The organism is uncultured Algibacter sp. (assembly GCF_947495925.1).
GTDB lineage: Bacteria > Bacteroidota > Bacteroidia > Flavobacteriales > Flavobacteriaceae > Algibacter_E.
On the sequence record NZ_CANMAU010000006.1, the window covers coordinates 93,139 to 118,829 of the forward strand.

Sequence of the window (25,691 nt, forward strand, 5' to 3'; positions counted from 1 at the left end):
TTATATGTTTTAAAAGTTTATATCTCTATAACGTCTATCAAAAGGCGCAAGGGGACAAGCTTTTCAAATTTATCAAAATTCTTTTTGAAAAAGGTTATAAGTTACGTTTTGAGTAGATTTGGAAAAGTAATATCAAATTGGGTTTCACTAACTCCAGTCACTTTTAATTAAAAGTTATCGTCCTTCCTTAGTTTATAACTTTATTCATAGTCTTTTATATGATATTAATGAACTTAAATACTAGCCTTCAATCTTTAATGTGGGAAATAGAATGATTGAAAACTTCACAAAGTTAAAATTGTATATAGCACTAAAAAAATCCCAATAGCTACCTATTGGGATTTTATTTTTAGTTTAAAAAGTATATGCCTTTTATGATTCTCCTAAAAACGGATAACGATAATCTTTAGGTGTTACAAACGTTTCTTTTATCATTCTTGGTGATACCCAGCGTAATAAGTTTTGAGCACTTCCTGCTTTATCATTAGTTCCAGATGCTCTAGCACCACCAAAAGGTTGTTGTCCAACAACAGCACCAGTTGGTTTATCGTTAATATAGAAGTTTCCTGCGCTGTTTTGCAATGCTTCTGTTGCTTGAGTCACAGCGTATCGGTCTTTGGATATAATAGCTCCCGTTAGAGCATATTCACTAGTTTCATCTACTAACTTTAAAGTTTTGGCATAAGCGTCATCCTCGTAAACATAAATAGTAATTACAGGTCCAAATAACTCAGTGCACATGGTGGTATATTTCGGATTGTTTGTGACTATAACGGTTGGCTCAATAAAGTACCCTTTGCTTTTATCATAATTACCGCCAACTATAATTTCGGCGTCATTATCTGTTTTTGCAGCATCAATATATTTAGCCAATTTATTAAAAGACCCTTCGTGAATTACTGAAGTAATAAAATTGCCCATATCTTCAGGTGAGCCCATTTTAAAAGAGTTAACATCTTTTATAACCTGAGTTTTTACAGCGTCCCAAAGACTTTTAGGAATATAAGCTCTTGATGCAGCACTACATTTCTGACCTTGAAATTCAAAAGCCCCACGAACAATCGCTGTGGCAACATGAATAGGGTTTGCAGATTTATGCGCAATTATAAAATCTTTACCGCCTGTTTCTCCAACAATTTTCGGATAGGTTTTATAATTATGAATGTTATTTCCTATTTGTTTCCAAAGTTCTTTAAAAATAAAGGTAGAACCCGTAAAGTGTAACCCAGAAAAATCAGGGCTTGCTAAAACTGTATTAGTGATCATTACCGGGTCTCCAAAAACGACGTTAATAACTCCAGGAGGTATTCCGGCTTCTTCAAATACATCTATAATTACTTTAGCAGAGTACACTTGACTATCACTAGGTTTCCAAACTACCACATTACCCATTAGAGCCATACATGCCGGCAAATTTCCTGCAATAGCTGTAAAGTTAAATGGTGTTACGGCATAAGTAAATCCTTCTAGCGGACGATATTCCACTCTGTTCCAAGCATCACTTGTGCTTTCGGGTTGCTCCATATAAATGTCCGTCATAAATTGCACATTAAAGCGCAAGAAATCTATAAACTCACAAGCAGCATCAATTTCTGCTTGATGAATAGTCTTTGATTGGGCTATCATAGTAGCTGCATTTATTTTAGCACGATAGGGGCCCGCAATCAATTCGGCAGCCTTTAAAAATATACCTGCACGTTGCTCCCATGGCATTTGGCTCCATGTTTTTCGAGCTTCTAAAGCAGTCGAGATAGCATCATCAATGTGAGATTGTTCTGCTAAATGATAGGTACCTACAACATGTTGGTGATCATGTGGTGGCGACATCGTTCTGGTATTTCCAGTGATTACGTCCTCACCATTTATATATAAAGGAACATCAATTTTACTATTAAACATTGTTTTATATGCGTCTAAAACTGCTGCTCTTTCAGGAGAACCTGGAGCATATGATTTTACCGGTTCGTTAACCGCAATTGGTACATTAAAAAAGCCTTTTCCCATAATATGACGTTTTTTATTATTGATTTTTCAGTAAATGTCCTGCAAATTTAAGAATTTTCAAATTATAAATAGAGTTAGATGGTTCTTAAAAGCACGTTAAATTTTATTTATTTTTTGTAAGTTGCTCTTCGGTTTTAAGACTACAGAATTTATGTGTACCCTTACTTTTATTCCAAAGAAAAATAAAGATTTTGTGTTGACTCAAAATCGAGATGAAGCCCCAAATAGAATTGCGCTACCTCCGGACTATTATTTGGTAAATGGGACTAAAATGTTATTTCCAAAAGATAAGTTAGCAGGGGGAACATGGATAGGTATTAGCGAAAAGAGCAGAGTGGTATGTGTGCTTAACGGTGGTTTTGAATGTCATCAGAGAAAATCAAATTATAGATTGAGTAGGGGGGTGGTCGCGAATGATTTTATGCTTTCAGATGATGTTTTGAAAACAGTTGATCAATATAATTTTAGTGATATAGAACCTTTTACTATGGTAGTTGCGGATTGGAGCACTAGTTTAAAATTATACGAATTGGTTTGGGATGGCGAGCAAAAACATTTTTCAGGTTTACCATTAGAACCCAAAATTTGGTCATCATCTACTTTATATTCATTCGCTATGAAAAAAGAACGTTTAGCTTGGTTTGAAGCCTTTAAATCTGAAAATTTATTGAATTCGGAAACTTTATTAGGTTTTCATAAGTCTGAAGGACAAGGAAATACAGATTATGGTGTGGTTATGGATCGTGGTTTTGTAAAAACAACGAGCATTACGCAGATAGAAAAATATCAAGATAATTTAAAAATGCGCTATGAACATTTGGGTAGTAACTCAGTTTTGACCAATACTTTCAATATACCACAAGTTGTAAATGAATAATACGGGTGTAATTTTAACATTAGCATACCCAGATACTATTGTTATGGTTTCAGAAGAGTGGTTTTCTCCTTTTTTGAAATATATAGGTGTGGGTAAAAAAGATTACTTACGTGCTGGTCATGCAGCATTGGTGCTTATAGAAAAAAGAACAGGTATTTTAGAATATCATGATTTTGGGCGATATATTACTCCAGAACCTACGGGGCGTGTTCGTGGAAGGGATACTGATAACGAATTGCATTTCCCTATGAAGGCGATTGTGGATGGAGAAACCATAAAAAATATTGACCTCATTTTAGAGTTTTTAGCAACACATCCTAAAATAACACATGGAGAAGGAAAATTGGTAGCATCGGTTTGTAATGCTATTGATTATGATTTGGCAAGAGCGCATATTACGGAAATGCAAAACAAGCATTTTATAAGGTATGCTGCTTTTATAAAAGAAGCCTGTAATTGTGCCCGATTTGTAACAGATACTTTAATTGCTTCTGTTACTAAAATGTCAATTAAAAAGAAACTTGAAAGCTCAAAATGGTTTACACCAAGTACGGTAGGTAATGTGTTGTTAGCCGATACGGAAAATGATGTTTATGAGGTTTCAGAAGCTGGTGTTATTTCTCAATTCGAAGGCTCTCAAAAGAGTGAGAACCTACGTTGTTTTTTAGATAAACTAAAGGACCATGAAATTAATTTAGTTGGAACACAAGAACCAAAAACTGTTGAGGGATTGCATGATACTGCTCAATGGCTTTCAGGAATTGCAGCTGGAGCTTGGTTTGAGCTACACGAAACTTCTAATAAATTTGAGTACCGTTACAGACGTGTTTCTCCTTATGGAAATATTGATGTTGATGCTGTTTTTAGAATAGAAAGTGGTGGTTTTAATTATCATTCAGCATTTGAAATTGTGCATTATTCCAACTGCGCGTTTTTTCATGTAGAACAATCTGGTGCGGTTTTTAAATTTACACGTAAAGTTTAGGTAGTAGTAAGGAAAGTGTTTTAAAAAGATTTAATAACTCTTAAAACGGCGGAGGCATTAGTTCTGTTTTCCATGAATTTGGGACCAACTCCAAATTGAAACGAAAAACCGCTTTCAAATTCATAATGTACTTGTGGTAAAATAAGTAATTCCATTTCGTTGCTATCTACTTTTTGAATTGTAGGGTCCGAATTATTAATTTCGACACCAACTACGGTATGTTTATTAATATCTGCAAAAACAGAGGTGTTTAAAATAATAGTGTAATTCTTTTCAGGAGCATCGGCTCCGGATTCTGTCATGAAACCAAATAAACCAATAGCACTCCAAACCTTACTAAATCTATAAGCAGGAACATAAAGGAAGTTCATTTCAAGAATATCTTCATGAATATATTTTTCACCAATAATCTGAATTCCGTGAATAAATTTGTTGTTTTTTGATGCGCCTATAGTCCATTGAATGGCCATTTTATAAGCTTCTAATTCTAGATTTTCAAATGGGAATTCGAGCTCTACTGCAAAATTATTGAAGAGTGCATACTCGATTTCTGGTGCCCACTCAACGGTACGTTCTGAATTATTGTTTAATGGAAAATCGGCTAAAGAATTGATTTCTAGTTCTCCTTGTTTAGCGCCTAAACCCCTAACCAAATCAAACATAAGAGGCTCAGGAATATTAACAGTTTCTTGAATATTTTTTTCTTGACTAAGAAGAGAATCCGACAAGAATAAGATCACTAATAGTATTAATGATTTAACGAAATGGATACAATTATTAAGATTTAAAACTTTCATTTTTTAGAAAGAATAAATATAAAGGTTGTTGATGTATTTTTCCTTTATTTGCTCAATTAATCTTTATAGATATCAATTTGTCAAGTTTTTTAAGACTAATTCGTTTAATTGTTTACTTTTAATAACTTACAGATTTACTAAGTTTTTACATTTGTTTTCAATTATGGTTTTTCATTTTTAGTACTTCTAATTCGAAAAAATCCTTAAGTTGTTTTGAACCATATTTTGTTGCAATGTTGTCGTTAGCCATTGCCGTTAAAAAAAACTCGATGGGACCGTAAGTTTTTGAAGAGGTAAATGTTCTTAAAAACCAAATTGTAAATTGTCTTATCCAATCGGGAAGATGACTTATTTTAATTGGTTTTTTCCACGATTTTAAGGCTAACTCTGCCAATTCATTTTGAGTAAATACATCAATTCCTCCAACAGTTTCTTCTTTAACCTTTTTTTCCATATTATCTATGCATACCTTAGCTAAATCTTCACCATCTATGGGGTTTAGTTTGTAGTTTCCATGCCCGAATAAATACACTCTTCCTCCTTTTGCCATTTTAAGAAAATCACCCATATCTGAAAAAAAACCGTTAGGGCGCATTATTGAATAGTCAAGTTTTGATGCTTTTAGTTCGTCTACAAACTTCTCTTTAGCTTCAAATATTTTTAAATGTCTTAATTTATCTCCGTTAATAGCAGATATATATTGAAAAGATTTGACTTTGTCTTGTACGGCCATTTTCAATAAGTTAGAATTACCTTTATAATCGACATCCATATAAGTCATTCCATCTTTTTGCCGAGTTATACCTAAAGTTGTAAATACCCAATCGATATTTTTTGTAATTCCTTTTAGGGTATCGGGCTTTGTGATTTGACCAACAAAAAACTCATCTACCGAATCGAAAATATGTTTCTGTTCTTCTTTACGGATTAATACTCTAATCCAATATCCTCTTTTTTTAAGCTCCTTTACAAGGTATTTACCTAAATATCCTGTGGCCCCAGCTACTAAAGCATTTTTTGTATTCATTATTTTTCTTTGTACAAAAATAGATGTTCAATTTTTGGATTCTCTTGACGACGGTCAAGTTTATCTAAATCTTATGTACTCGTTTTTTTATTCTGCTAAGTGTTTCTGGAGAGACTCCTAAAAAAGAAGCAATGTATCGCTGAGGCACACGTAAAAATAATTCCCCTTGCTTATTTAACAAATTTTTATAGCGTTCCTCAGCTGACTTTGTGACAAAAGAGGCTATTACTTTTTGACAAGTAATAAGTTCGTTTTCGGTGGCTATTCTTGCAATCACTTCCATTTTTGGGACCTTACTTAATAATTTATCAATTCTCGATTTAGTGAATATATATACATCCGTTTGTTCAACGGCTTGATAATTTTCTATAGCTGGAATATTAAAAGTGTAACTTTCTCCAGCACAAATAAATTGACCTTCTGTGTAAAAAAAAGCAGTTTTGTCTTTTCCTTCTACATTATAAAAAAGCCTAACGCATCCATTAATCACAAAATAGATTTTATTAGATACTTTTCCTTCAGTGAAAATGATTTCGTTCTTTTTATAAGTCTTCTTTTCAATAGATCTTTTGAGTTGAGAAATTTCATCTTCGTTAAGAGAAATATAAGTGTTAATATTCTCAATTAGTTTTTCCATATTGTTAGTTCATGTTGACAACAACATTTTTGGGCAAGAAGCCTATGAAGGTGTATCTGTTAAGCTATGGTTAGGGGTACATAGTAAAACATTACATTCAATTGTTTAATACATCAGTATATTCGGTTCCCGCTTCTTAAACCTTTGTACGTTTTTATACGAGCTATTTATTTTTGGTGTTATTCCGGTTATGTACAAATAAGGCCTCAAGTTCTTGTTTTTTAAATTTAAATACTCAAAGCCTTTTACTAAGAAAGAGTTATGTTAAAACACTTTATGTGTTAAATATCACTTTAAACCCAATTAGTTTTTGATGTCTAGATTGGGGTTATAATCATATCCATCTCCATTCTTGTAATCTTGAATAATTTGATAAGCTTTCTGAACATCATTACCATGCTCTAAAGATAAATTACATTCAAAACGCACAAAATGGTAGTAGGGGTATAACGCATGGCTAACACCCCACGTTAAGCCTTGTCCAGGTTGTAAATCAACATCAGTAAAGTTTCCTGATCGATAAGCGCCTCCTCCCTTAGGAACAGTAATTCCTTGGATAACAGGATGAAAATTTATACCATCTTCTGAAAATAGAATACTATTTCTTTCTGGTCCTTCGGGCAAAGTAGCGCATACTCCGTTCCGATATGGCCATACCATTCCGCCATGACCTCCCATTAACACGGGGTTGTATTTTGATTTGATATAGGGCCCTTCTGGGTTATCTGCAATAGCCACACCTGTTGCAAGTGGTATATCGGCATGTTCTTTATTAAACTCACCTGATGAGATATTCGGTGTCCAAGGTAAACGACCATGGCTTTTATAGTATAGATAATATTGACCTCCTTTAACAAAGAAAGTAGGTTCATGTATCACTTCTCCATCCCAAGCATCTTGAGCTCCGGGTTCTAAAATTGGTGCATCTAATGATTTCCAAGGACCATTTGGGGAATTAGCAACGGCCATACCAATAACATTTGGTGTAAAATCACCTGCGGTTGGAAAAGTTTTCCCCCAACGTGCATGCTTTAAACTTTCGGCTGCTTGATATGCCAAATAATACTTACCATTTACAATCAATACCTCTGGGTTAAAAGCACTACGATGGTCGTAACGTCCTGTTTCACCTCGCTTAACTGCAATACCTTGTTCTTCCCATTTGTATCCATCAGTGGAGGTGGCGTACCATACATCACACATGTCCCAATGAAAAGCTCTTAGGGAATTTGTAGCCTTATTGGGACCAACCACTTCTGTATTAGACTGAGGCTTGGAATACCACATATAGTATGTGCTATCAACTTTTATGACACTTGAAGGATAATAGCGTTCAATACCTTCTTCAAATTCAAATCCTTCTAATTTTACAAATTTAAATTGCGTATTAAACTCGTTGTATTTTTCATAAAGTATTTTGCCTTCGCGAAAACGTGTGTAAGAAGCGCTTTCGAAAGATTCTTCTTGTTCTTTTTGATTCTCATCTGTTTTTACCTGCTGGCAAGAGAATAAAGTCGTAACTATCAAGACTAAAACAATACTAATTTTTTTTGTTGTGAAAGATGTTAATGTCATAATCAAAGTGTGTCGGTTATCTATTGAATTTTTTTAAACAAATCAAGATACTTATCATGTTTTGATGGTAAATATCTCAAAAAGTAGAGATTAAATCTAATGATAATTGTTGAATACCCAACATTAAAATTTTATTTGTTGAGTTTGTTGTTTTCTTCTTGGATAGTCGATCAAATTCTATTCACTTTCAATTGGAATTGGGTAAAGAGCGTATTTGTCTTTTGCCATAGAATATTTAAGAACTACGAACTCATTTTGGAAATAAATAATGGCTTTGATAATCATCTCCTAATTTCCTAATCCTAGACTTTACCATATTTTTAAGGTCCACCAAAATTATTTTCCTCGTGCATTATAATGTCTAGATTGGAATAGTTAGCTTCAAATTCTTGGGAGTGAAAAGAATTTGTGAACACAAAAAAGAACAGAGGAAGACCTCTTTAAAAACTATTTTTTGCTTTTAACTTAATATAGAAAATAAATACTAATTATTAGTTAATAGCAAAAGGAGCGCTTAACTTGAACAATGGAATAGCTACATCAAATTTTTTGGTAGTGGTAAAATTGACCATACTATAATAACCTTGCATAGCGCCAAAAGGAGAGGTGAGTAAGCAGCCTGAAGTATAAGTATGAGATTCACCGGGTTTTAATACCGGTTTTTTGCCAATTACACCATCGCCATCAACGGTTTCAATGTTATTTAAAGCATCTAGAATCTCCCAATGACGTGCATTAAGTTGCACGGAATCTTTACTCTGGTTTTCAATAGTAATAGTATACCCAAAGGCATACTGAATTTTATAATTTTTATAAAACGAGCCTTCGAAGTTAGTTTCTACAGTAATTTTTATCCCGCTTGTAACTTGTTGAACCATGTTAACTATTGATATACAATGTATTTAAGGTCGCTAAAATAGCAAATATTAAATTGTTGAAGCAAATTTTAACGTGTTTGATAGAAATATTAGACAAACGGTTACTTTAATTGGTGATGTTGATGGAATTACCCTCTCCGAAACCAATGATACGATCGTAACGAGCGCCAAGCTCCCTATAATAAATAAGAACTTTATAACTGTTTTCTGTTTGCCAAAAATTGCCGCTAATTAATCCTTCATTTACTTTGTTGTTAGAATCACTTAAGACGTATTTATAGTTGTAGAATCCTTGCTTTAACAGAATGGCGGCCGTGAAAGCCTTCCTTTCAGCATTGTAGGTCATGAGCGTACTATCGTCAATAGCATAATTATTAAAACTTCCATATACGTGAACATTTTTATCTATAATAGCGTCGGTGGCCATTAATGAGAAATGGATCCATACATAATCAGCCTCAGTACTATTGTTAGTTGCATCAAGATTGTTAACTACATAGTTACCGTTTATATCAGGATAGTAAGTATATGGTTGGTTTGCTCTAGAAACATTGGTAAATAGAAAATTCTCGTAAAGATCATTAAGTTCAATATGTTGTACCCCGTTACTAGCTCTACGCACATCTTTGTTTTCAAAATAAAAATATTCGTTACCTCCTCCAAAACTGGTTTCGGAATCGTATTTATAAACCAAATCACTTCCCAGAGTGTATTGAGGTTTTATGTTTTTTATAGCGGTGTTGAGATTGTTGTTTTGAATAATGACAGCATTAACTGTTTGGTAAGGGTTGTTTAATTGCATGCCATTTGAGGCTACTACTAATTCAACACGTTGTTTTTCTTCAATAACCTTAATATCTCTAGAGCGTTTTACAGCTACACCAACACCAACTCGATCTTCATAAATCATAAACTTACGCGTAAATAAGAGTTCGCCATTACTGTCATAAATAAATAACATATAATTTCCTGAAACTTTAAGTCGCCTTGTCTCGTTATTAGGAATGGTGAGTTTGTAGTGCGAAAAGATTTGTAAGGTGTTAAATGAATTTTCATAGTTTCTTATGCGTTGGTTGTCAAACCCTTCCATGTATTCTGATTGAACCAAAACAGATGGTGTCCAGTCAAAATTAAAATGTTTGATTTTATAATAGAAATCATCCTCGTTACCGTTTAGCGCATCGAATTCTAAATAAACATAGTCGCCATAACTTATAATAGGTAATTGAGTTTCTTCATTATCGCTTCCAAAGTTTACCGTTTTTATATATTCTGGAGGGTTGACTTCTTCTACTTGAGCAAAAAGGAAAATAGGGAGTAAGAAAACGATAAAATGAGACCGGGTTTTTAATGTCATTTAAAGCATATTTTTTGTAAATATAATCAAATTTCATACCGTAGTTAGAAATGGTTATTTAGAATCAAAATAAATAATAAGCAGACTATTTTTAGAGTGAAAATTTGATTAATTATCCGTATTTTTGCACCGATTTTTAGACAACTAATTTCAATTAAATAAATATGTCAAACGACATCCGTATTAAAAAAGGTCTGGACATTAAACTTAAGGGTGAAGCTGAAAAAACCGTGGAACAAGCGATTATCAGTAACTACTGCACCATAAGACCAGAAGATTTTCACGGCGTTATTCCAAAACTTATTGCTAAAGAAGGTACTACAGTTACAGCTGGAGATGCTTTGTTTTACGATAAGGCTAATGAAACGATTAAGTTTTCATCGCCTGTATCGGGTAAAATAGTTGAGGTTGTTCGTGGACCAAAAAGACGCATTGATGCTCTTAAAATTGAAGCAGACAAGACACAATCTTACAAAGATTATGGGGAGTTTAATGTTGATGCAGCTAAAGCTGAAGAAGTAAAAGCACGTTTACTTGAATCAGGCTGTTGGGCATTTATTAAACAACGTCCGTATGATGTGATTGCAAATCCCGAAAAAGCGCCTAAAGCTATTTTTATTTCGGCATATGCAAGCGCACCATTAGCTGCCAACTTGGATTTTACCTTAAAAGGTAAAGAAGCTGAATTGCAAGCTGCTGTTGCTGCTTTAGGTAAACTTACTGATGGTAAAGTTCATGTTTCGGTTGGTAAAAATGAAAATTCACCATTTGCAGGTCTTTCAGGAATTACTTTACATAAAGTATCTGGACCGCATCCTTCTGGGAATGTGGGAACGCAGATTAATAAAATCGATCCTATAAACAAAGGTGAAATTGTTTGGACAGTAAACGCTCAAGATCTTGTCATAATTGGTGAGTTATTATTGACTGGTAAGTTCAATGCGGAACGTGTTGTTGCTCTAGTGGGGTCTTCAGTTCAAAAACCAAGATATTTCAAAACGATTATTGGAAGCGAAGTAGCTACAATGATCTACGATAAAGGTGTTGCGAAAAATGGTAATGATAGAATCATTTCTGGTAACGTATTGTCGGGTAAGCAAGTGCAAGCCGATGGTAGTTTAGATTACTATAGTAATATTATCTCAATAATTCCTGAAGGTGATGATTATGAGTTTTTTGGATGGACTAAGCCCATTTTTAACAAATTATCTATCTCTAGAGCGCTTACATTTTCTTGGTTAAACCCCAATAAAAAATACGCTTTAAACACGAATACTAATGGTGAGCATAGAGCATTTGTAACTACTGGGACTTATGAAGAGGTTTTTCCTTTAGATATTTATCCAATGCAAGTTTTAAAAGCTTGTATGTATAAAGATTTAGATGAAATGGAAGCTTTGGGGATGTATGAGCTAGCTCCAGAGGATTTTGCATTGACAGAATTTGTGTGTGTATCAAAACAACCACATCAAAAAATAATAAGAGAAGGTTTAGACTTAATGCTTAAAGAAATAGGATAATGGGTTTAAAAAAGCAATTACACGATTTTAAGGTAAAGAATAAGGATAAGAAATGGTTACCAGCGTTTTCTGCAATCCACACTTTTTTATTCTTGCCAAATGAGGTTACTCATAATGGGACTCATATAAAGGGAGCTGATGATTTAAAACGTACCATGAATACAGTTATCATGGCCATGGTGCCATGTTTAATCTTTGGTATGTTTAATGCCGGTTATCAACATCATATTGCATTAGGGGATATTCAGGCAGTTACTGCAGGTTTTTTTAGTCCAGAATTTTGGTCTATCGATAATTTCTTGGTTGGATTTTGGCAAATTTTACCATTAGTCATAATCTCTTATGGAGTTGGTTTAGGTATTGAATTTATTTTCGCCATTATAAAAGGGCACGAAGTTGAAGAAGGTTACTTAGTAACAGGGATGCTTGTGCCACTTATTGTTCCTGTAGATATTCCATTATGGATGTTAGCAGTAGCGGTAGTTTTTGGTGTTGTTATAGGGAAAGAAGTTTTTGGTGGAACTGGAATGAATATTCTTAATCCAGCATTAACTATTAGAGCCTTTTTATTCTTTGCATATCCTACATGGATGTCAGGAGATAAAGTATGGGTGCATGGTGCGGTTGAAAGAGATCAAGCTATTGCTGCAGGTGAGAATTTAGATGCTATTTCTGGAGAGACTATTTTAGGAACTCTTGCGCAAGGTAAGGAGGTTGCTTACAGTGCAGCCGATATGTTCTTAGGTTTTATTCCAGGTTCAGTAGGTGAAACTTCGGTATTATTAATTTTATTGGGTGGTTTGTTTTTGATTTTCTCAAAAATTGGAAGCTGGAGAATCATGTTGTCTTCTGTACTAGGAGCTGTGGTTATGGGATTAATTTTTAATCAAGTGGCTTCTGCAGGTATAATTTCAGAAAGCAGCAAATTTTATGGGTTAATGAGTGCACCGTTCTGGGAGCATTTATTAATAGGAGGTTTTGCTTTTGGTACCGTATTTATGGCTACCGATCCTGTTACGGCTTCACAAACAACCAAAGGAAAATGGATTTATGGTTTCTTAGTTGGATTTATTTCAATTTTGATTCGTGTATTCAATCCGGCATATCCAGAAGGTGTGATGTTAGCCATTTTATTAATGAATGTGTTTGCACCAACTATCGACCATTATGTGGTTCAAGGTAATGTTAAACAAAGAATGAAACGTTTAAAAGCAAAAACAGCTTAGTTATGAGTAAAAAAACGGATTCAAATGTATATACTATAATTTTTGCCATCGCTATGGTAATTGTTGTAGGCGGATTATTGGCCTTTACAGCTTCTGCTTTAAGACCACGAATTGATAATAATGAGCGTTTAGAAAAGCAACAAAATATTTTGTATGCGATGGGTGTTAATGCAAACGATGAAAGCAGTGCTGTTTTTGTTTCTACAGCTGAAGCTCCAGAATTGTTTTCTAAATATATATCTAAGCAATTAGTTATTCAAGGGGATAAGGTTTCTGAAGATGAAAATGCTTATTTAATTGATGTTAAAAAAGAACAAGCTAGTGCCAAAGCTGGTAACCAACGCCGATTACCTTTATTTGTTGGTGAGAAGGATGGAAAAACATTTTATATTGCGCCTATTAGAGGAAAAGGACTTTGGGATGCCATTTGGGCTTATATCGCTATGGATAAAGACATGGTGGTTCAAGGTGCTTATTTTGATCATAAAGGTGAAACTGCTGGATTAGGTGCTAATATCAAGCAACGTTACTTTATGGACGATTTTATTGGTGAAAGCTTAATGAACAGTGGAGAATTTAAAGGTATTACTGTTGCAAAAGGTAACAACGATCCTAAAAATGAAAATAAAGGCGATAATAAAGTAGATGCCATTGCTGGAGCAACGATTACAGGAGATGGAGTTTCTGCCATGTTAAAATCTGAGTTAAAGCAGTATGTGCCTTATTTTGAAAACTTAAAAAACAATTAATTTATGGGACTTTTATCAAAAAAAGACGCGGCATTAATTAAAGATCCTTTAGCAGATAATAACCCTATTACTATTCAAGTACTAGGTATATGTTCAGCATTAGCAATTACAGCTGAATTAGAAGCGGCTATTGTAATGTCTGTTTCAGTATTGTTTGTACTTGGTATAGGAAACGTGGTTATTTCTTTAATGAGAAATATTATACCATCTAAAATTAGAATTATCGTTCAGTTAATTGTAGTTGCTGCTTTAGTAATTATAGTAGATCAGGTACTTAAAGCCTTTGCTTATGAGTTAAGTAAAACGCTTTCGGTTTTTGTAGGATTGATTATTACCAACTGTATTATTATGGGGCGTTTTGAAGCTTTTGCTTTAGCAAACGGACCTTGGCGTTCATTCCTTGATGGAATAGGAAACTCTTTAGGATACGGTGTGATTTTAATTATAGTTGCTTTCTTTAGAGAGTTATTAGGAGCTGGTACTTTATTAGGATTTAAAGTTCTAGGAGATCCTATTGAGAAAACAGGAGTTTATGCTTTTGGGTATGAGAATAACGGTTTTATGTTATTGGCGCCAATGGCACTAATTGTAGTGGGTATCATTATTTGGATTCAACGTTCAAGAAATACAGCATTAGTAGAAGATCATTAATTGACTAGTTATCCTGAATTTTCACAGGGTTTCATCAACATATAGAATATGGAACATATAGAATTATTTTTCAAATCAATATTTATAGACAACATGGTATTTGCTACATTCTTAGGAATGTGTTCTTACCTAGCGGTGTCTAAAAAAGTAAGTACGGCTGTTGGTCTTGGAGCTGCAGTTATTTTTGTACTAGCTATTACTGTACCTTTAAACTGGTTATTAGATCAGTATTTATTACAGCCCGGGGCATTAGCTTGGTTAGGAGCTGAATATGCAGATTACGATTTAAGCTTCTTGTCATTTATTATGTTTATTGCAACTATTGCGACCATGGTGCAATTAGTTGAAATTGTAGTGGAGAAGTTTTCACCTTCACTGTATAACTCGCTGGGTATATTTTTACCACTTATTGCGGTAAACTGTGCTATTTTAGGAGGCTCGCTATTTATGCAGTCTAGAGAAATACCTACATTAGGATTAGCAACAACTTACGGTGTTGGTTCTGGAATAGGATGGTTTTTAGCCATTTTAGCAATTGCCGCTATTCGCGAGAAGATTAGATATTCAAATGTGCCACCTGCATTAAGAGGTTTAGGAATTACATTTATCATTACAGGATTAATGGCAATTGGTTTTATGAGCTTTGGAGGCATGTTAACTGGTGGCGATGATGAAGGAGCTAAAGAAGAAAAAACGGCAACCGTTGAAGATTCTACAGATGATTTAGAAAAAGGAAAAGAGATAGCTAACAACATAAAAGTAAATGAGTAATATGATTTTAGCCGCAAGTACAACAGGAACAATTGTAGTAACAGTAATAGCGTTTTTAATTATTACGTTGTTGTTAGTTGCCTTACTATTATTTGTAAAACAAAAATTATCACCTTCTGGCCCAGTTAAAATTACCATAAACGGTGAGCGTGAAATAGAAGTAGCTTCAGGAGGAAGTTTATTATCTACTTTAGGTGGAGAGAAAATATTTTTACCATCGGCATGTGGTGGTGGTGGAACTTGTATCCAGTGTGAGTGTCACGTATTATCAGGTGGAGGAGAAGCACTTCCAACAGAGACCCCTCACTTTTCAAGAAAAGAATTACAACATGGTGCCCGTTTATCATGTCAGGTAAAAGTGAAGCAAGACATGAATATTACAATTCCTGAGGAGGTATTTGGAATTAAGAAATGGGAAGCTACTGTAGTAAGAAACTATAATGTTGCATCTTTTATTAAGGAGTTTGTAGTTGAAATCCCGGAAGATATGGGGTATAAAGCAGGAGGGTATATTCAAATAGAAATCCCGCCATGTGAAGTGAAATATTCTGATATGGATATTACAGCGCATCCTGAAGAGCATGAAACACCTGATAAGTTTCAAACGGAATGGGATAAGTTTGGTCTTTGGCCTTTAGTTATGAAAAATACTGAGACTGTTGAGAGAGCATACTCGATGGCTTCTTTTCCAGCTGAAGGACGTGAGATTATGTTAAACGTTCGTGTAGCATGTCCGCCATGGGATCGTGCTAAAAACGGATGGATGGATGTAAACCCTGGGGTTGCTTCATCTTATATTTTCAATCAAAAACCAGGAGATAAAGTTACTATTTCAGGGCCTTACGGTGAATTCTTTATCAATGAGTCCGAAAGTGAAATGCTTTATGTTGGTGGTGGAGCAGGTATGGCGCCAATGCGTTCACACTTGTATCACTTATTCAAAACATTAAAAACAGGTAGAAAAGTAACATATTGGTACGGTGGGCGTTCTAAGCGCGAGTTGTTCTACTTAGAGCACTTCTACGAATTAGAAAAGGAGTTCCCTAACTTTAAATTTTACCTAGCTTTATCTGAACCTATGGAAGAAGATAACTGGAAAGTTAAAGCCGATATAGATGCTCCAGGAGATGGTTTTGTTGGATTCATTCACAATTGTGTGATTGATAATTACCTAAGTAAGCATGAAGCTCCAGAAGATATAGAATTATACTTCTGTGGTCCTCCATTAATGAATAAAGCGGTTCAGAAAATGGGAGAAGATTTTGGTATCCCAGACGAACATATCAGATTTGATGACTTTGGAGGATAAAAAGTCCTGCTTTTATAGAATTTATAGAACCCAGCATTATATGCTGGGTTCTTAGTTTTTACTATTCTAGTAGTTCTTTGTAAATAGTATTTCATTTAGACTGGGAGTATTTCTCTTATAAGTATTAAGTTGTTTCTTATTGCAAGTTCTATGAATTTTAATAGTAGTCTCTAATTAAATATTTATGCTATTTTAGAGCCTACAAATAACTTCTCTTAAGTGCAAATGGATAAAATAATAATACAGATATTTGAGTACTACAATTATTTTGGTCTTCTTAATATTTTTTTGCTCTTTATTCTATTATTAGCTTATTCTAAAAATAAAAGATCTTTATGGTATGGTCTTTTTATTCTTTCCATTGCGTTAGATTTATTTAATTATAAAGGACTTTATTGGCTGTTTAATTATTCTTCAAATTTCACATTGCCTTATTTACCATGGAAGGTGTTCTCATCTTTAGCACTTTTTAAGCTAATTGTTATTACATACGAAATCAAAAATATAGTTATAAAGAAAGTGACTCGTTTTCTAACTACTTGCTTTCTCGTTGCATTTAGCTACTTTATTTTTAAATCTTATTGGATACTTTTAGGCGATTTAAGTACGAGAGACTTATATTTTTACACAGATTATTTGTTCCCTTACATAGAATATTGGGTTATTAAAATCGTATCAGTTTCAGTGCAAATCTATGTGTTGGCGTTTGGGGTTTTATTGGTGAAAAAGCAATCTTTAAACTTTACCAAGGATATTTATTTTTTATATGTTACACTTTTAGTAGTTACTATTTTATCTGTTTTGGAACTATTGAACAATTTACATATTGAGCCAAATATAATTATTTCTTATCCTGAGGAATTCTATTTAACTATTGTAACGACCTTAGGATTAATAATCTCATACAGAAAGCTTATTGGCTTAGATAGCCAAAAACATATAACTAAACAGAATACTGTCCGAATATATAAAACGGACGAAGATATTCTACTAGATGTGAAGGAAAAGTTACTGAAAGCTATGATTGAACTTGAGCTCTACAAAAACCAAAAGCTTCAACTAAAAGATTTGGGAAAAGCGGTAAAAACTTCTGAAAGTATTGTTTCTGAGGTGTTAATTGGGCATTTAAATACTAATTTTTATGATTTTATAAATGGTTATCGTGTTAAAGAAATCATTAGGCTAATGGGCTTAGAGAAATATAAGGGATATAAACTTATGGTGTTGGCAACTGAATCTGGCTTTAATTCAAAAACTACTTTTAATACAGCTTTCAAAAAAATTACGGGAAATACCCCTTCACAATATAGAAGAATACATTTTCAGCAAAAAAAAACGTTCGTTTAAATTAATCCGAACGTTTTTTTTTGTTATTCAAACAACTTCAGCTACTCTTAATTTTTTGATGGACAAATCGGCACATATATTTGGGAATTATCACAATTTCAGAAAAAAATGCTTTTATCAAAAATTGATCTTATAATATTATTTGCTTATCTTTTAGGAATTATGGGCTATGGTATCTGGATGTCCAGGGCCAAGGAAAAAAATGTATCAGACTATTTTATGGCAAGCAAATCTCTGCCATGGTGGATAGTTGGCGGTTCCTTAATAGCCTCTAATATATCTGCTGAACAAATTTTAGGAACTAATGGTTCTGGCTATGCCATAGGGCTGGCTATTGGTGGATACGAATTAATGTCTGCGTTAACACTTGTTCTTGTAGCAAAATTTCTATTACCAGTTTTTATTGATAAAAATATTTATTCCATACCCCAATTTTTAGAAAAGAGATTTGATAATAGAGTTCGGATCTGTTTTAGTTTTATTCTTGTTGTATTATATGTATTTGTAAATATTACTTCTATTTTTTACCTAGGAGGATTAGCCATTGCTAACCTTACAGGTTTGCCATTATTGATTGGTGTTTTAGGGTTGGTTATTTATTCAGCCAGTTTCTCGATTTTTGGAGGCCTTAAGGCAGTTGTATGGACCGATGTTATTCAGGCCGTGGTACTTCTATTGGGTGGATTAATTGCGGCAGGCGTAGCACTTTCTGCATTGGGAAAAGGTAATGTTATCAGCGGAGCTATTAATTTGTATGATTTTGCTCCTGAACGTTTCGATATGATATTGGACAAAGAACACCCGTTCTATAACAATGTACCCGGGATAAGTGTTCTAGTTGGCGGGATGTGGATTGCCAATCTTTATTATTGGGGAGGCAATCAATTTATCATTCAAAGAGCCCTAGCTGCAAAAAACATTAAAGAAGCTCAAAAAGGTATAGCTTCTGCAGCTTTAGTAAAATTATTAATGCCTCTTATAGCGGTAGTACCAGGTATGGCAGCTTTTGCCTTAAATGCCAATGTAGGTATGCCAGATGAAGCGTTCCCGTGGGTTTTAAGTGAATTGGTGCCTGTTGGAATAAAAGGGCTAGTTTTTGCAGCTTTAGTGGCAGCAATAGGAAGTTCTATTAGTTCTTTAGTTAATAGTGTTTCAACTATTACAACGTTGGACTTATATAAACCAATTTTTAATAGAAGTGCTACTGAAAAACATCTTGTAAAAGTAGGTAAACTTACCGCAGCTGGAGCATTGGTAATAGGGATGTTAACAGCACCTTTATTAAATAAAATTGAGTTAAGCCAAGCGTTTTTGTTTATTCAGGAATTTACCGGTTTTGTAAGCCCTGGGATTTTTGTAGCTATACTTTTTGGTTTGTTTTGGAAACCAACAAGCGCTAAAGGGGCTTTCTGGTGTGCTTTACTTTGTGTGCCATTATCAGTAGGACTGTTTCTAATGACCGAATTGCCCTTTTTCTATAGAATGACTATTTCGTTTGTAACCTTATCCACATTAATTGTGGTGTTGTCCCAAATGGACAAAATAGATATAGATGGAAAAAAGCCACATACACTGCCTGGTTTCATTATTCTAGCAACCATGATTTTAATTGCTATTCCTTTTAGTTTAAGAATATTTATGGGAGATATAATGCTTTCTAAATGGCTGGGCGTTTTGATATTAGTAATGACTTTAGTTTGTCTGTATTTTGTCTTTACTAGTAAACAATCATCAAAGAAAGCTATTAGTATAGGTTCATCATTATTTCAAACTGAGAAATCATTCAACATTATGGCGTTAATTGTTCTAACAGTCTTAATTAGTATTTATACTTTCCTAGGTTAAAAAGTATAAAATGACAATTAATTCTTTATAGGTGTAATTATGAAAAAACAATATATACTTCCATTTATTTTGGTAACCAGTCAGTTTTTCTTGTGGGGGATAGCTAATAATATGACAGATACATTGCTCTCTGCTTTTAAACGTATCATGAGCATGACCGATTTTCAGTCTTCACTCATACAAGTAGCTTTTTACGGAGCGTATTTTTGTTTAGCTATTCCAGCATCACTGTTTATAAGTAAGTTTAGTTATAAATCAGGAATTTTATTAGGTCTTGGACTCTTTGCTTTAGGGTCTCTGTTATTTTACCCCGCTAGCTTAACAATGTACTATTCACACTTTTTGTTTTCATGGTTCATTTTAGCAAGTGGTTTGGCCATTTTGGAAACTGCTGCAAACCCATATATTATAGCTATGGGACCGGAAGAAACAGGGACTTACCGCTTAAATTTGGCACAATCTTTTAACCCCATTGGATCAATTACAGGAGTTGTTCTAAGTAAAATATTTATTCTGTCGCATTTAAACCCTGCAAATGAAGCAGAAAGAATGCGAATGCCTATAGAAGAATTGAAAAATATTCAATCAAATGAATTACATGCTGTAATGATGCCTTACGTAGGTGTGGCCATGGTTTTGATACTATTATGGGCTATTATTAGGTTTACAAAAATGCCGAATGTTTTAAATACTAGTCCTAATATAAACTTAAGGACTTCGATAAAGGAACTATTTCAAACGCCACATTATATATGGGGTGTTATTACTCTTTTTTTCTATTGTGGAGCTCAATTGGGAACATGGTCTTTTACCATTCGTTATACAATGATTGAATTAGATTTAAATGAAGACAAAGCAGCAAACTTTTATTTGATAGGATTAATTCTTTTTGCCTGCTCAAGGTTTCTGTTTACTTTTTTAATGAAGTTTTTTAAAGCACGATATTTGTTGTTGATAGCGGCTATTCTAGGTATGTTGCTTACTGTTATTGTAATTTTTAATCATAGTTATATTGGAGTATACGCATTAGTTAGTGTTTCATTTTGCTTATCACTAATGTTTCCAACAATATTTGGTTTAGCGGTTAAAGGTTTGGGACAAAATATTAAAATTGGTAGTGCGGGTGCTATAATGGCTATTTTGGGTTGTGCTTTATTTCCAATGTTACAGGGGCTAATCTCAGATGCCACTAATATCAACGTATCCTTCATTGTTCCTGCAGTTTGTTTTTTAGTTGTTGCTTTATTTGGCGCCACAACTAAAGATTAAGAGGTCATATTAGATGACTTAGGAGGATAAAATTCTAACAGCAATAAAAAAAACCAACCTAAAACGGCTGGGTTTTTATATGAACTCAACTAACTAAAACTAAATTTTCCGGTTGTCTTTTATGCCTGATTATATTCTTATGCGACATGACATTTTTAATGCCATCAAATTGGCAAAGTAATTCAATAACTTCACATAAACCATTAAACAATTGATCCTTATTTAATGCATTTTTTGGTTTATCGTTTTTATAATGAAGTGGTACAAGAAAACCACATGCTTTTAAAAAGACATGCTCTATTTTTAGTAATTCTTGTGGTGAATAGCCATTAAATTTTCGTCCTAAAGTTTGATGAACTCTTCCAATATAATTTAACTCTATACTACCGTGATGGTCAGATAAGTATTTCCAGCTATCGGTATGGTCTAAAATATTTCCAACGGCACATTGTTTGCAACACTCCGGATATAATGTGTTGTTATGAAAAGCAATATAGAGTTTTTGAACTGCTAATTCTAAACGTTTCGAAGTTTTCATGATTTTTATTTTAAGATAAGAAAAAAGAATGACTTTTAGGTAAATAAAATATTTCAAGACGTTACTCTTTCGTTTTATATACAGCATTAATGGTATCTAATAATTTACTAGTTTCTTTTAATAAATTTTCTCTTCTCCAAATAATAATTTGTTCCATAGATCCTTTCGATGTTAATATTCCCGTAAATTCTGAGATAAGATCAATGTCATTAGCATTGTCCCAAATGTAGTCATCTAAAGGTCCATAGGATTCAAATAAATCTGTTCCCATTAAGAAGGGTTTTCCTTTTATTGGGTTATATTTCTGTATATAATTTGCCAATGCAGAAAGGTGCAGATTAATATTTACGTCAATTATTTTAATGCTTTGCTCTTGATTATTGTTTAGAACTAAAAGCGCGTCACTAAGCCATGGGTCTAATAAATCCATATTTCCAGTGGATGTTAACGTTGTATAGGTATTGTTATTTACGCTATTATCTGGATAGAAATAAGGACTATATTCAAATCGAGCTATATGCTTTAGAGTATCTATGGTCGCATTCTTTTTTGAAATTCTTAAATTAAACTGTTTTAAAACCTTTAAGTCAGATTTCATTCTACGTATAGATAAGCCTAAATCTAAAGTGTCTTGTTTTAAATCATGAACTAAAGCATTTATGTAAACATCTTTTAATTTCTGTTTTTTTCGATTTTCATTCCAATTATTAATTTGAAGTGCTAAGAGAATACCAATAACAACCAATACAATTTCACCAATGGCATATTTAAGGTATTTGGAGGTTTTTCCTTCGGATAATAATTGTTTACGGATGATTCTAAAGAATTTAATCATACCTATTCAAATCGTTTTAATTCTACATCAATTAAATTAATAATTTCATCCTGAGCTTGGTGAAGTTCTTTTGCTTGAATTATTGCTTCACTTGTATTAAGGCGTTTTAAATTCGACAAAGTTTCAAATTCTACACTTTGTAAAATTTTTTTTTGATCTAAAGGAAACGCACTTCTTTTATGGGCAGTTAACTCCCCAGTTCTCATATTAATTAAAGGATACTTGTCAATAATATGGGTGGCGAAATGGTCTGATGATAATGTACTTAAATGATCTAGAATACTATTATAAGCCGTTTCCAAACTTGTGATGCTTGAGATTTTAAAACTCAATATATCCTTTTTTATAAGGCCTAGTTTAGCAGAAGATATTATTGAATTAAAAACACCTTTTTGTGGACTATAATAGGGTGTCCATAATAAAGAACTGATATAGCTTTCAAATTTTTCAATTTCAATAGGTTCTTGTTCAGGGCCAAAATATGTAGAAAATTCCACCATAAGAGTATTTATGTGCTCATGAAATTTGATCATTTCTTCCAAGCGTTCTTGGTTGCCAATCATTTCACTTTTTAAATTAGTAAGAAGCTGTTTTTCTTCTACTCTTTCAATACGATTCTCATTCCAATTGTTAATTTGAAGTGCAATCAAAATACCAATAACAACCAACACAATTTCACCAATAGCATATTTGAAGTATTTAGTTGTATTGCCTTCTTTTAAAAGTTTTTTACGAATGTTTCTAAAGAATTTTATCATGAACCTTATTTTAGTTTTTCTCAATTACTTTTCTGATTTTTAACTCTTCATCTATCAATCTAGTGATAGTTTCTAAATCACTTTTCACATGGTTTGAAAACGTATTTAAATGATATAGCTCTAATAATGTGGTGCTGAAAACATTAAAAAATGCAATATCGTCAATTAAAGAAGACCAAATCTTATCTTTTTTTTCTTGTATATTTTTTGGTAGACTAGCTCCTGGCCATATGTCGTTCGTATACCTTCTTTCTTTTACAACGGATTGATAAACATGCTCATTCAAATAGGTCTTTTGGTTGTGATATGCAAGATAAACTCGTTCTTCAAAATGAGACATCATGGTGGTGTTTTTAGTCCAATTTATTAGTAGGGTTTTAAGTGAATCATTTTTAATCTTATCAAGATAGCCAGTGTTCATTAAACTTTTTAAGGCTTCGTTTGTTGGATGCCAATACCCATCCATTAAATTAGCAGGGGAGGCTTTTACCTTAATATCAAAGGGGATGGTGTCGTTGCCAATAATATTTAAATAGCTGCGATATTTTTTTTCATTTTTAAATTTTATATCATACAGGATGTTAAAATGTTCTTGGTTGGTTATAAACTCTGCTTTTAAATTTAAAAGTGCTGTGTTTTCAATACGCTGGTCATTCTTTTCTTCGTTCCACTGGTTTACTTCAAGCGCCAATAAAATACCTACCATAACCAAAAGAATCTCACCTAGGGCATATAAAAGGTATTTAGAAAACTTCTTTTCAGAGAGAAGTCTTTGACGAATACGTCTAAAAAAATTAATCATATACTAACTAAAATAGCAAGTACGTAAGCGCAGGATAGGTTGGGTTGGTTAACTATCTGTATTTGTTTCGATCTTTTTGTTACAAAACCAGATTGATTTTAAAGGTAAACAAATTTCACAAGATTATATTTATGTGTTAAATTTGTAAAATGAGTAAAGCCCTTACCCCTCAAGAATTACATAACCTAGCCATGAACCATGTTGGTGAAGATTTAGAAGAACGTGGCTTTGAGTTTATTGCGGTTAATAGCAAATTGAAAAAGCATCCGCAGTTTGTCTGTATTGATAAGAATAAACAGTACTTTTTTGTAATTGTGCGAGCTGTTATTTTACCTGAAAACCCCAATAATTATGATGTGGTTTGGATGGAATCTTTCAAAAAGCATGCGAGAGATAAAGATGCTAAAGTACTTTATGCTGGGGTAGGAATAGGAAGTGTTGATGGTGAAAAGGAACCTATATATTTAAATAAGGATTATTTGTTAGAATATAACGGGATACAAGTTTTAGATACCCATTTAAATTAGGAAATTTTTCTAGTTGAACACAGAATAATCTCAAAATTGAATTAAACCAATCACCATGTACAAATACTTACTCGTATTATTTTTAGGCATTTGTTTAGCGTCTTGTAAAAAACAGGAGGTTAAAAACACTAAACTTACAGGCACTGTTTTTGGAACCAGTTATTCTATTATTTATGATTCTAATCATGATTACCATGAGCAGTTTGATAGTTTATTTTATGTGGTGAATAACTCTATGTCAACCTATCAAACAAATTCCGATATTTCAAAACTGAATAGAAACGAGTCCAATAAGGTTGATGCTCATTTTGTAAAAGTTTTTGAAGCTTCAAAAGAAATTTATAAAAGCACTGAAGGTGTTTTTGATCCTACTATTGGAGCCGTTGTAAACGCATGGGATTTTGGACCAGAAGGAAAGATTGTTAATTTAGATAGCTTGAAGATTGATAGTTTGATGTTGTCGGTAGGTCTAGACAAAGTAAAGCGGAGTCGGAATACAATTATAAAACCTGATGCCACATTTTTAGATTTTAATGCTATAGCAAAAGGCTATGGCGTTGATGTTATAGGTGAATATTTGGAATCTAAAAACATAACTAATTATTTAGTTGAAATAGGTGGTGAGATACGAGCTAAAGGTCAGAATAAGGAGAAGCAGGCAAATTGGAAAGTGGGCGTGGAGAACCCTAATTTTGATGGAACTCAATCTATTCTAAAAGCTATTACGTTAAAAGATCAAGCTATGGCTACCTCAGGGACGTACAGAAAGTTTAAAACGGATGAGCAAGGTAATCGGTATGCTCATATTATAGATACAGGTACGGGCTACCCCAGTAAAACAAGTTTATTAAGTATCTCTGTTCTTGCCGAGAATTGTATGACAGCCGATGCTTATGCTACCGCTTTTAAAGCCATGGGAATTGATAAAGTAAAAGTGTTTTTAAAGTCGAATCCTGAATTGAAAGTGTTCTTGATTTTTGAGAACGAAAACAAAGAACTGGAAACGCTGGCTTTGAATAATTTTCCTGAGAATTAATTTATCAAGGTACTAAGAAGTAATAAAAACCATCCAGTTGCCAGTAATAAACCGCCAATTGGCGTAACAGGTCCTAAAAAACGTAATTTTTTGTTTAAGGCATCAGATAATACCAGGCCATAAATACTAAAAGAAAATAAAAGTATTCCTATAGTAAAACACCAGTATACAGCAGGTTTGGTTAATCCTGAATTAAAGGCTAATACCAATATGACAATGGCGTGAAACATTTGATATCTAACACCTACTTCAAAACTTTTTAATTGTTCTGGTGATAATAGTTTCTTTAAGGCATGGGCTCCAAATGCACCAAATATTACAGATAGGAATCCAAATATAGCAGCCGTTGAAATGATTACTTCCTGAGTCAT

Annotated in this window: 25 protein-coding genes; 13 read left to right on the top strand and 12 right to left on the bottom strand. The window is 33.3% G+C overall.

Features of this window, described 5'->3' with window-relative positions:
- Positions 1 to 372 precede the first annotated feature (372 nt).
- A complete protein-coding gene (gene pruA, locus Q0857_RS13290) occupies positions 373 to 2,004 on the bottom strand; it encodes an L-glutamate gamma-semialdehyde dehydrogenase (protein ID WP_298536085.1) in 1,632 nt (543 codons plus the stop codon).
- 151 nt (positions 2,005 to 2,155) lie between these two features.
- Between pruA and Q0857_RS13295 the strand changes: the two genes are divergently transcribed.
- Both Q0857_RS13295 and Q0857_RS13300 read left to right on the top strand, forming a co-directional pair.
- A complete protein-coding gene (locus tag Q0857_RS13295) occupies positions 2,156 to 2,881 on the top strand; it encodes an NRDE family protein (RefSeq protein ID WP_298536087.1) in 726 nt (241 codons plus the stop codon).
- Positions 2,874 to 3,866, top strand: coding sequence for a DUF6695 family protein (locus tag Q0857_RS13300; protein ID WP_298536090.1), 993 nt, complete (start codon positions 2,874 to 2,876; stop codon positions 3,864 to 3,866). Before Q0857_RS13295 ends, Q0857_RS13300 begins: the two co-directional genes overlap by 8 nt.
- A gap of 20 nt (positions 3,867 to 3,886) precedes the next feature.
- On the opposite strand, the gene Q0857_RS13305 is transcribed toward Q0857_RS13300, so the two are convergent.
- The 6 genes from Q0857_RS13305 to Q0857_RS13330 form a co-directional block, all read right to left on the bottom strand.
- A complete protein-coding gene (locus Q0857_RS13305) occupies positions 3,887 to 4,663 on the bottom strand; it encodes a hypothetical protein (protein WP_298536092.1) in 777 nt (258 codons plus the stop codon).
- Between the two features lie 157 nt (positions 4,664 to 4,820).
- Complete coding sequence (locus tag Q0857_RS13310; RefSeq protein WP_298536094.1) at positions 4,821 to 5,690, bottom strand: SDR family oxidoreductase; 870 nt, start codon at positions 5,688 to 5,690, stop codon at positions 4,821 to 4,823.
- 64 nt (positions 5,691 to 5,754) lie between these two features.
- On the bottom strand, positions 5,755 to 6,327 hold the full coding sequence (locus tag Q0857_RS13315) for a Crp/Fnr family transcriptional regulator (protein WP_298536096.1): 573 nt from the start codon (positions 6,325 to 6,327) through the stop codon (positions 5,755 to 5,757).
- Between the two features lie 303 nt (positions 6,328 to 6,630).
- On the bottom strand, positions 6,631 to 7,902 hold the full coding sequence (locus Q0857_RS13320; protein WP_298536098.1) for a hypothetical protein: 1,272 nt from the start codon (positions 7,900 to 7,902) through the stop codon (positions 6,631 to 6,633).
- A gap of 491 nt (positions 7,903 to 8,393) precedes the next feature.
- Positions 8,394 to 8,780: a Co2+/Mg2+ efflux protein ApaG gene (gene apaG / locus Q0857_RS13325; protein ID WP_298536100.1), complete on the bottom strand. Its 387-nt coding sequence runs from the start codon at positions 8,778 to 8,780 to the stop codon at positions 8,394 to 8,396.
- Positions 8,781 to 8,886: 106 nt separating this feature from the next.
- Positions 8,887 to 10,137 (bottom strand): DUF5103 domain-containing protein, encoded by a 1,251-nt coding sequence (locus Q0857_RS13330; RefSeq protein WP_298536102.1) that lies wholly within the window; start codon positions 10,135 to 10,137, stop codon positions 8,887 to 8,889.
- Between the two features lie 164 nt (positions 10,138 to 10,301).
- On the opposite strand from Q0857_RS13330, the gene Q0857_RS13335 reads away from it, so the two are divergent.
- The 9 genes from Q0857_RS13335 (at position 10,302) to fucP (ending at position 20,824) form a co-directional block, all read left to right on the top strand.
- On the top strand, positions 10,302 to 11,657 hold the full coding sequence (locus tag Q0857_RS13335) for a Na(+)-translocating NADH-quinone reductase subunit A (RefSeq protein ID WP_298536104.1): 1,356 nt from the start codon (positions 10,302 to 10,304) through the stop codon (positions 11,655 to 11,657).
- On the top strand, positions 11,657 to 12,883 hold the full coding sequence (locus Q0857_RS13340) for an NADH:ubiquinone reductase (Na(+)-transporting) subunit B (protein ID WP_298536106.1): 1,227 nt from the start codon (positions 11,657 to 11,659) through the stop codon (positions 12,881 to 12,883). The genes Q0857_RS13335 and Q0857_RS13340 overlap by 1 nt, the downstream gene beginning before the upstream one ends.
- A gap of 2 nt (positions 12,884 to 12,885) precedes the next feature.
- Entirely contained in the window at positions 12,886 to 13,632 is a 747-nt protein-coding gene (locus tag Q0857_RS13345) for a Na(+)-translocating NADH-quinone reductase subunit C (RefSeq protein ID WP_298536107.1), read from the top strand.
- Between the two features lie 3 nt (positions 13,633 to 13,635).
- Complete coding sequence (locus Q0857_RS13350) at positions 13,636 to 14,283, top strand: NADH:ubiquinone reductase (Na(+)-transporting) subunit D (RefSeq protein ID WP_189360638.1); 648 nt, start codon at positions 13,636 to 13,638, stop codon at positions 14,281 to 14,283.
- 48 nt (positions 14,284 to 14,331) lie between these two features.
- Entirely contained in the window at positions 14,332 to 15,054 is a 723-nt protein-coding gene (gene nqrE / locus Q0857_RS13355) for an NADH:ubiquinone reductase (Na(+)-transporting) subunit E (RefSeq protein WP_298536110.1), read from the top strand.
- 1 nt (position 15,055) lies between these two features.
- Positions 15,056 to 16,363 carry an NADH:ubiquinone reductase (Na(+)-transporting) subunit F gene (gene nqrF, locus Q0857_RS13360; RefSeq protein WP_298536753.1) on the top strand — a complete coding sequence of 436 codons (1,308 nt, stop codon included), beginning with the start codon at positions 15,056 to 15,058 and terminating at the stop codon, positions 16,361 to 16,363.
- A gap of 225 nt (positions 16,364 to 16,588) precedes the next feature.
- On the top strand, positions 16,589 to 17,710 hold the full coding sequence (locus tag Q0857_RS13365) for an AraC family transcriptional regulator (RefSeq protein ID WP_298536112.1): 1,122 nt from the start codon (positions 16,589 to 16,591) through the stop codon (positions 17,708 to 17,710).
- Positions 17,711 to 17,818: 108 nt separating this feature from the next.
- Entirely contained in the window at positions 17,819 to 19,555 is a 1,737-nt protein-coding gene (locus Q0857_RS13370) for a sodium/solute symporter (protein WP_298536114.1), read from the top strand.
- 39 nt (positions 19,556 to 19,594) lie between these two features.
- The gene (gene fucP, locus Q0857_RS13375) at positions 19,595 to 20,824 is read left to right on the top strand and encodes an L-fucose:H+ symporter permease (protein WP_298536116.1); all 1,230 of its coding nucleotides are present in this window, start codon (positions 19,595 to 19,597) and stop codon (positions 20,822 to 20,824) included.
- An 85-nt stretch (positions 20,825 to 20,909) separates the two neighbouring features.
- Here fucP and Q0857_RS13380 read toward each other — a convergent pair whose 3' ends face one another.
- The 4 genes from Q0857_RS13380 to Q0857_RS13395 form a co-directional block, all read right to left on the bottom strand.
- Positions 20,910 to 21,362, bottom strand: coding sequence for a Na(+)-translocating NADH-quinone reductase subunit F (locus tag Q0857_RS13380; protein ID WP_298536118.1), 453 nt, complete (start codon positions 21,360 to 21,362; stop codon positions 20,910 to 20,912).
- 61 nt (positions 21,363 to 21,423) lie between these two features.
- A complete protein-coding gene (locus Q0857_RS13385; RefSeq protein WP_298536120.1) occupies positions 21,424 to 22,197 on the bottom strand; it encodes a DUF6090 family protein in 774 nt (257 codons plus the stop codon).
- Positions 22,198 to 22,199: 2 nt separating this feature from the next.
- The gene (locus tag Q0857_RS13390) at positions 22,200 to 22,955 is read right to left on the bottom strand and encodes a DUF6090 family protein (protein ID WP_298536122.1); all 756 of its coding nucleotides are present in this window, start codon (positions 22,953 to 22,955) and stop codon (positions 22,200 to 22,202) included.
- Positions 22,956 to 22,965: 10 nt separating this feature from the next.
- Positions 22,966 to 23,757: a hypothetical protein gene (locus Q0857_RS13395; protein WP_298536124.1), complete on the bottom strand. Its 792-nt coding sequence runs from the start codon at positions 23,755 to 23,757 to the stop codon at positions 22,966 to 22,968.
- Between the two features lie 149 nt (positions 23,758 to 23,906).
- Here Q0857_RS13395 and Q0857_RS13400 point away from each other — a divergent pair, with 149 nt between their 5' ends.
- Positions 23,907 to 24,284 (top strand): Na(+)-translocating NADH-quinone reductase subunit F, encoded by a 378-nt coding sequence (locus tag Q0857_RS13400; RefSeq protein ID WP_298536126.1) that lies wholly within the window; start codon positions 23,907 to 23,909, stop codon positions 24,282 to 24,284.
- 55 nt (positions 24,285 to 24,339) lie between these two features.
- Positions 24,340 to 25,320, top strand: a complete 981-nt coding sequence (locus tag Q0857_RS13405; protein WP_298536128.1) for an FAD:protein FMN transferase — start codon at positions 24,340 to 24,342, stop codon at positions 25,318 to 25,320.
- Here the strand turns inward: Q0857_RS13405 and Q0857_RS13410 are convergent.
- Positions 25,317 to 25,691, bottom strand: a complete 375-nt coding sequence (locus Q0857_RS13410; protein WP_298536131.1) for a DUF423 domain-containing protein — start codon at positions 25,689 to 25,691, stop codon at positions 25,317 to 25,319. The two genes, Q0857_RS13405 and Q0857_RS13410, sit on opposite strands and share 4 nt — an antisense overlap.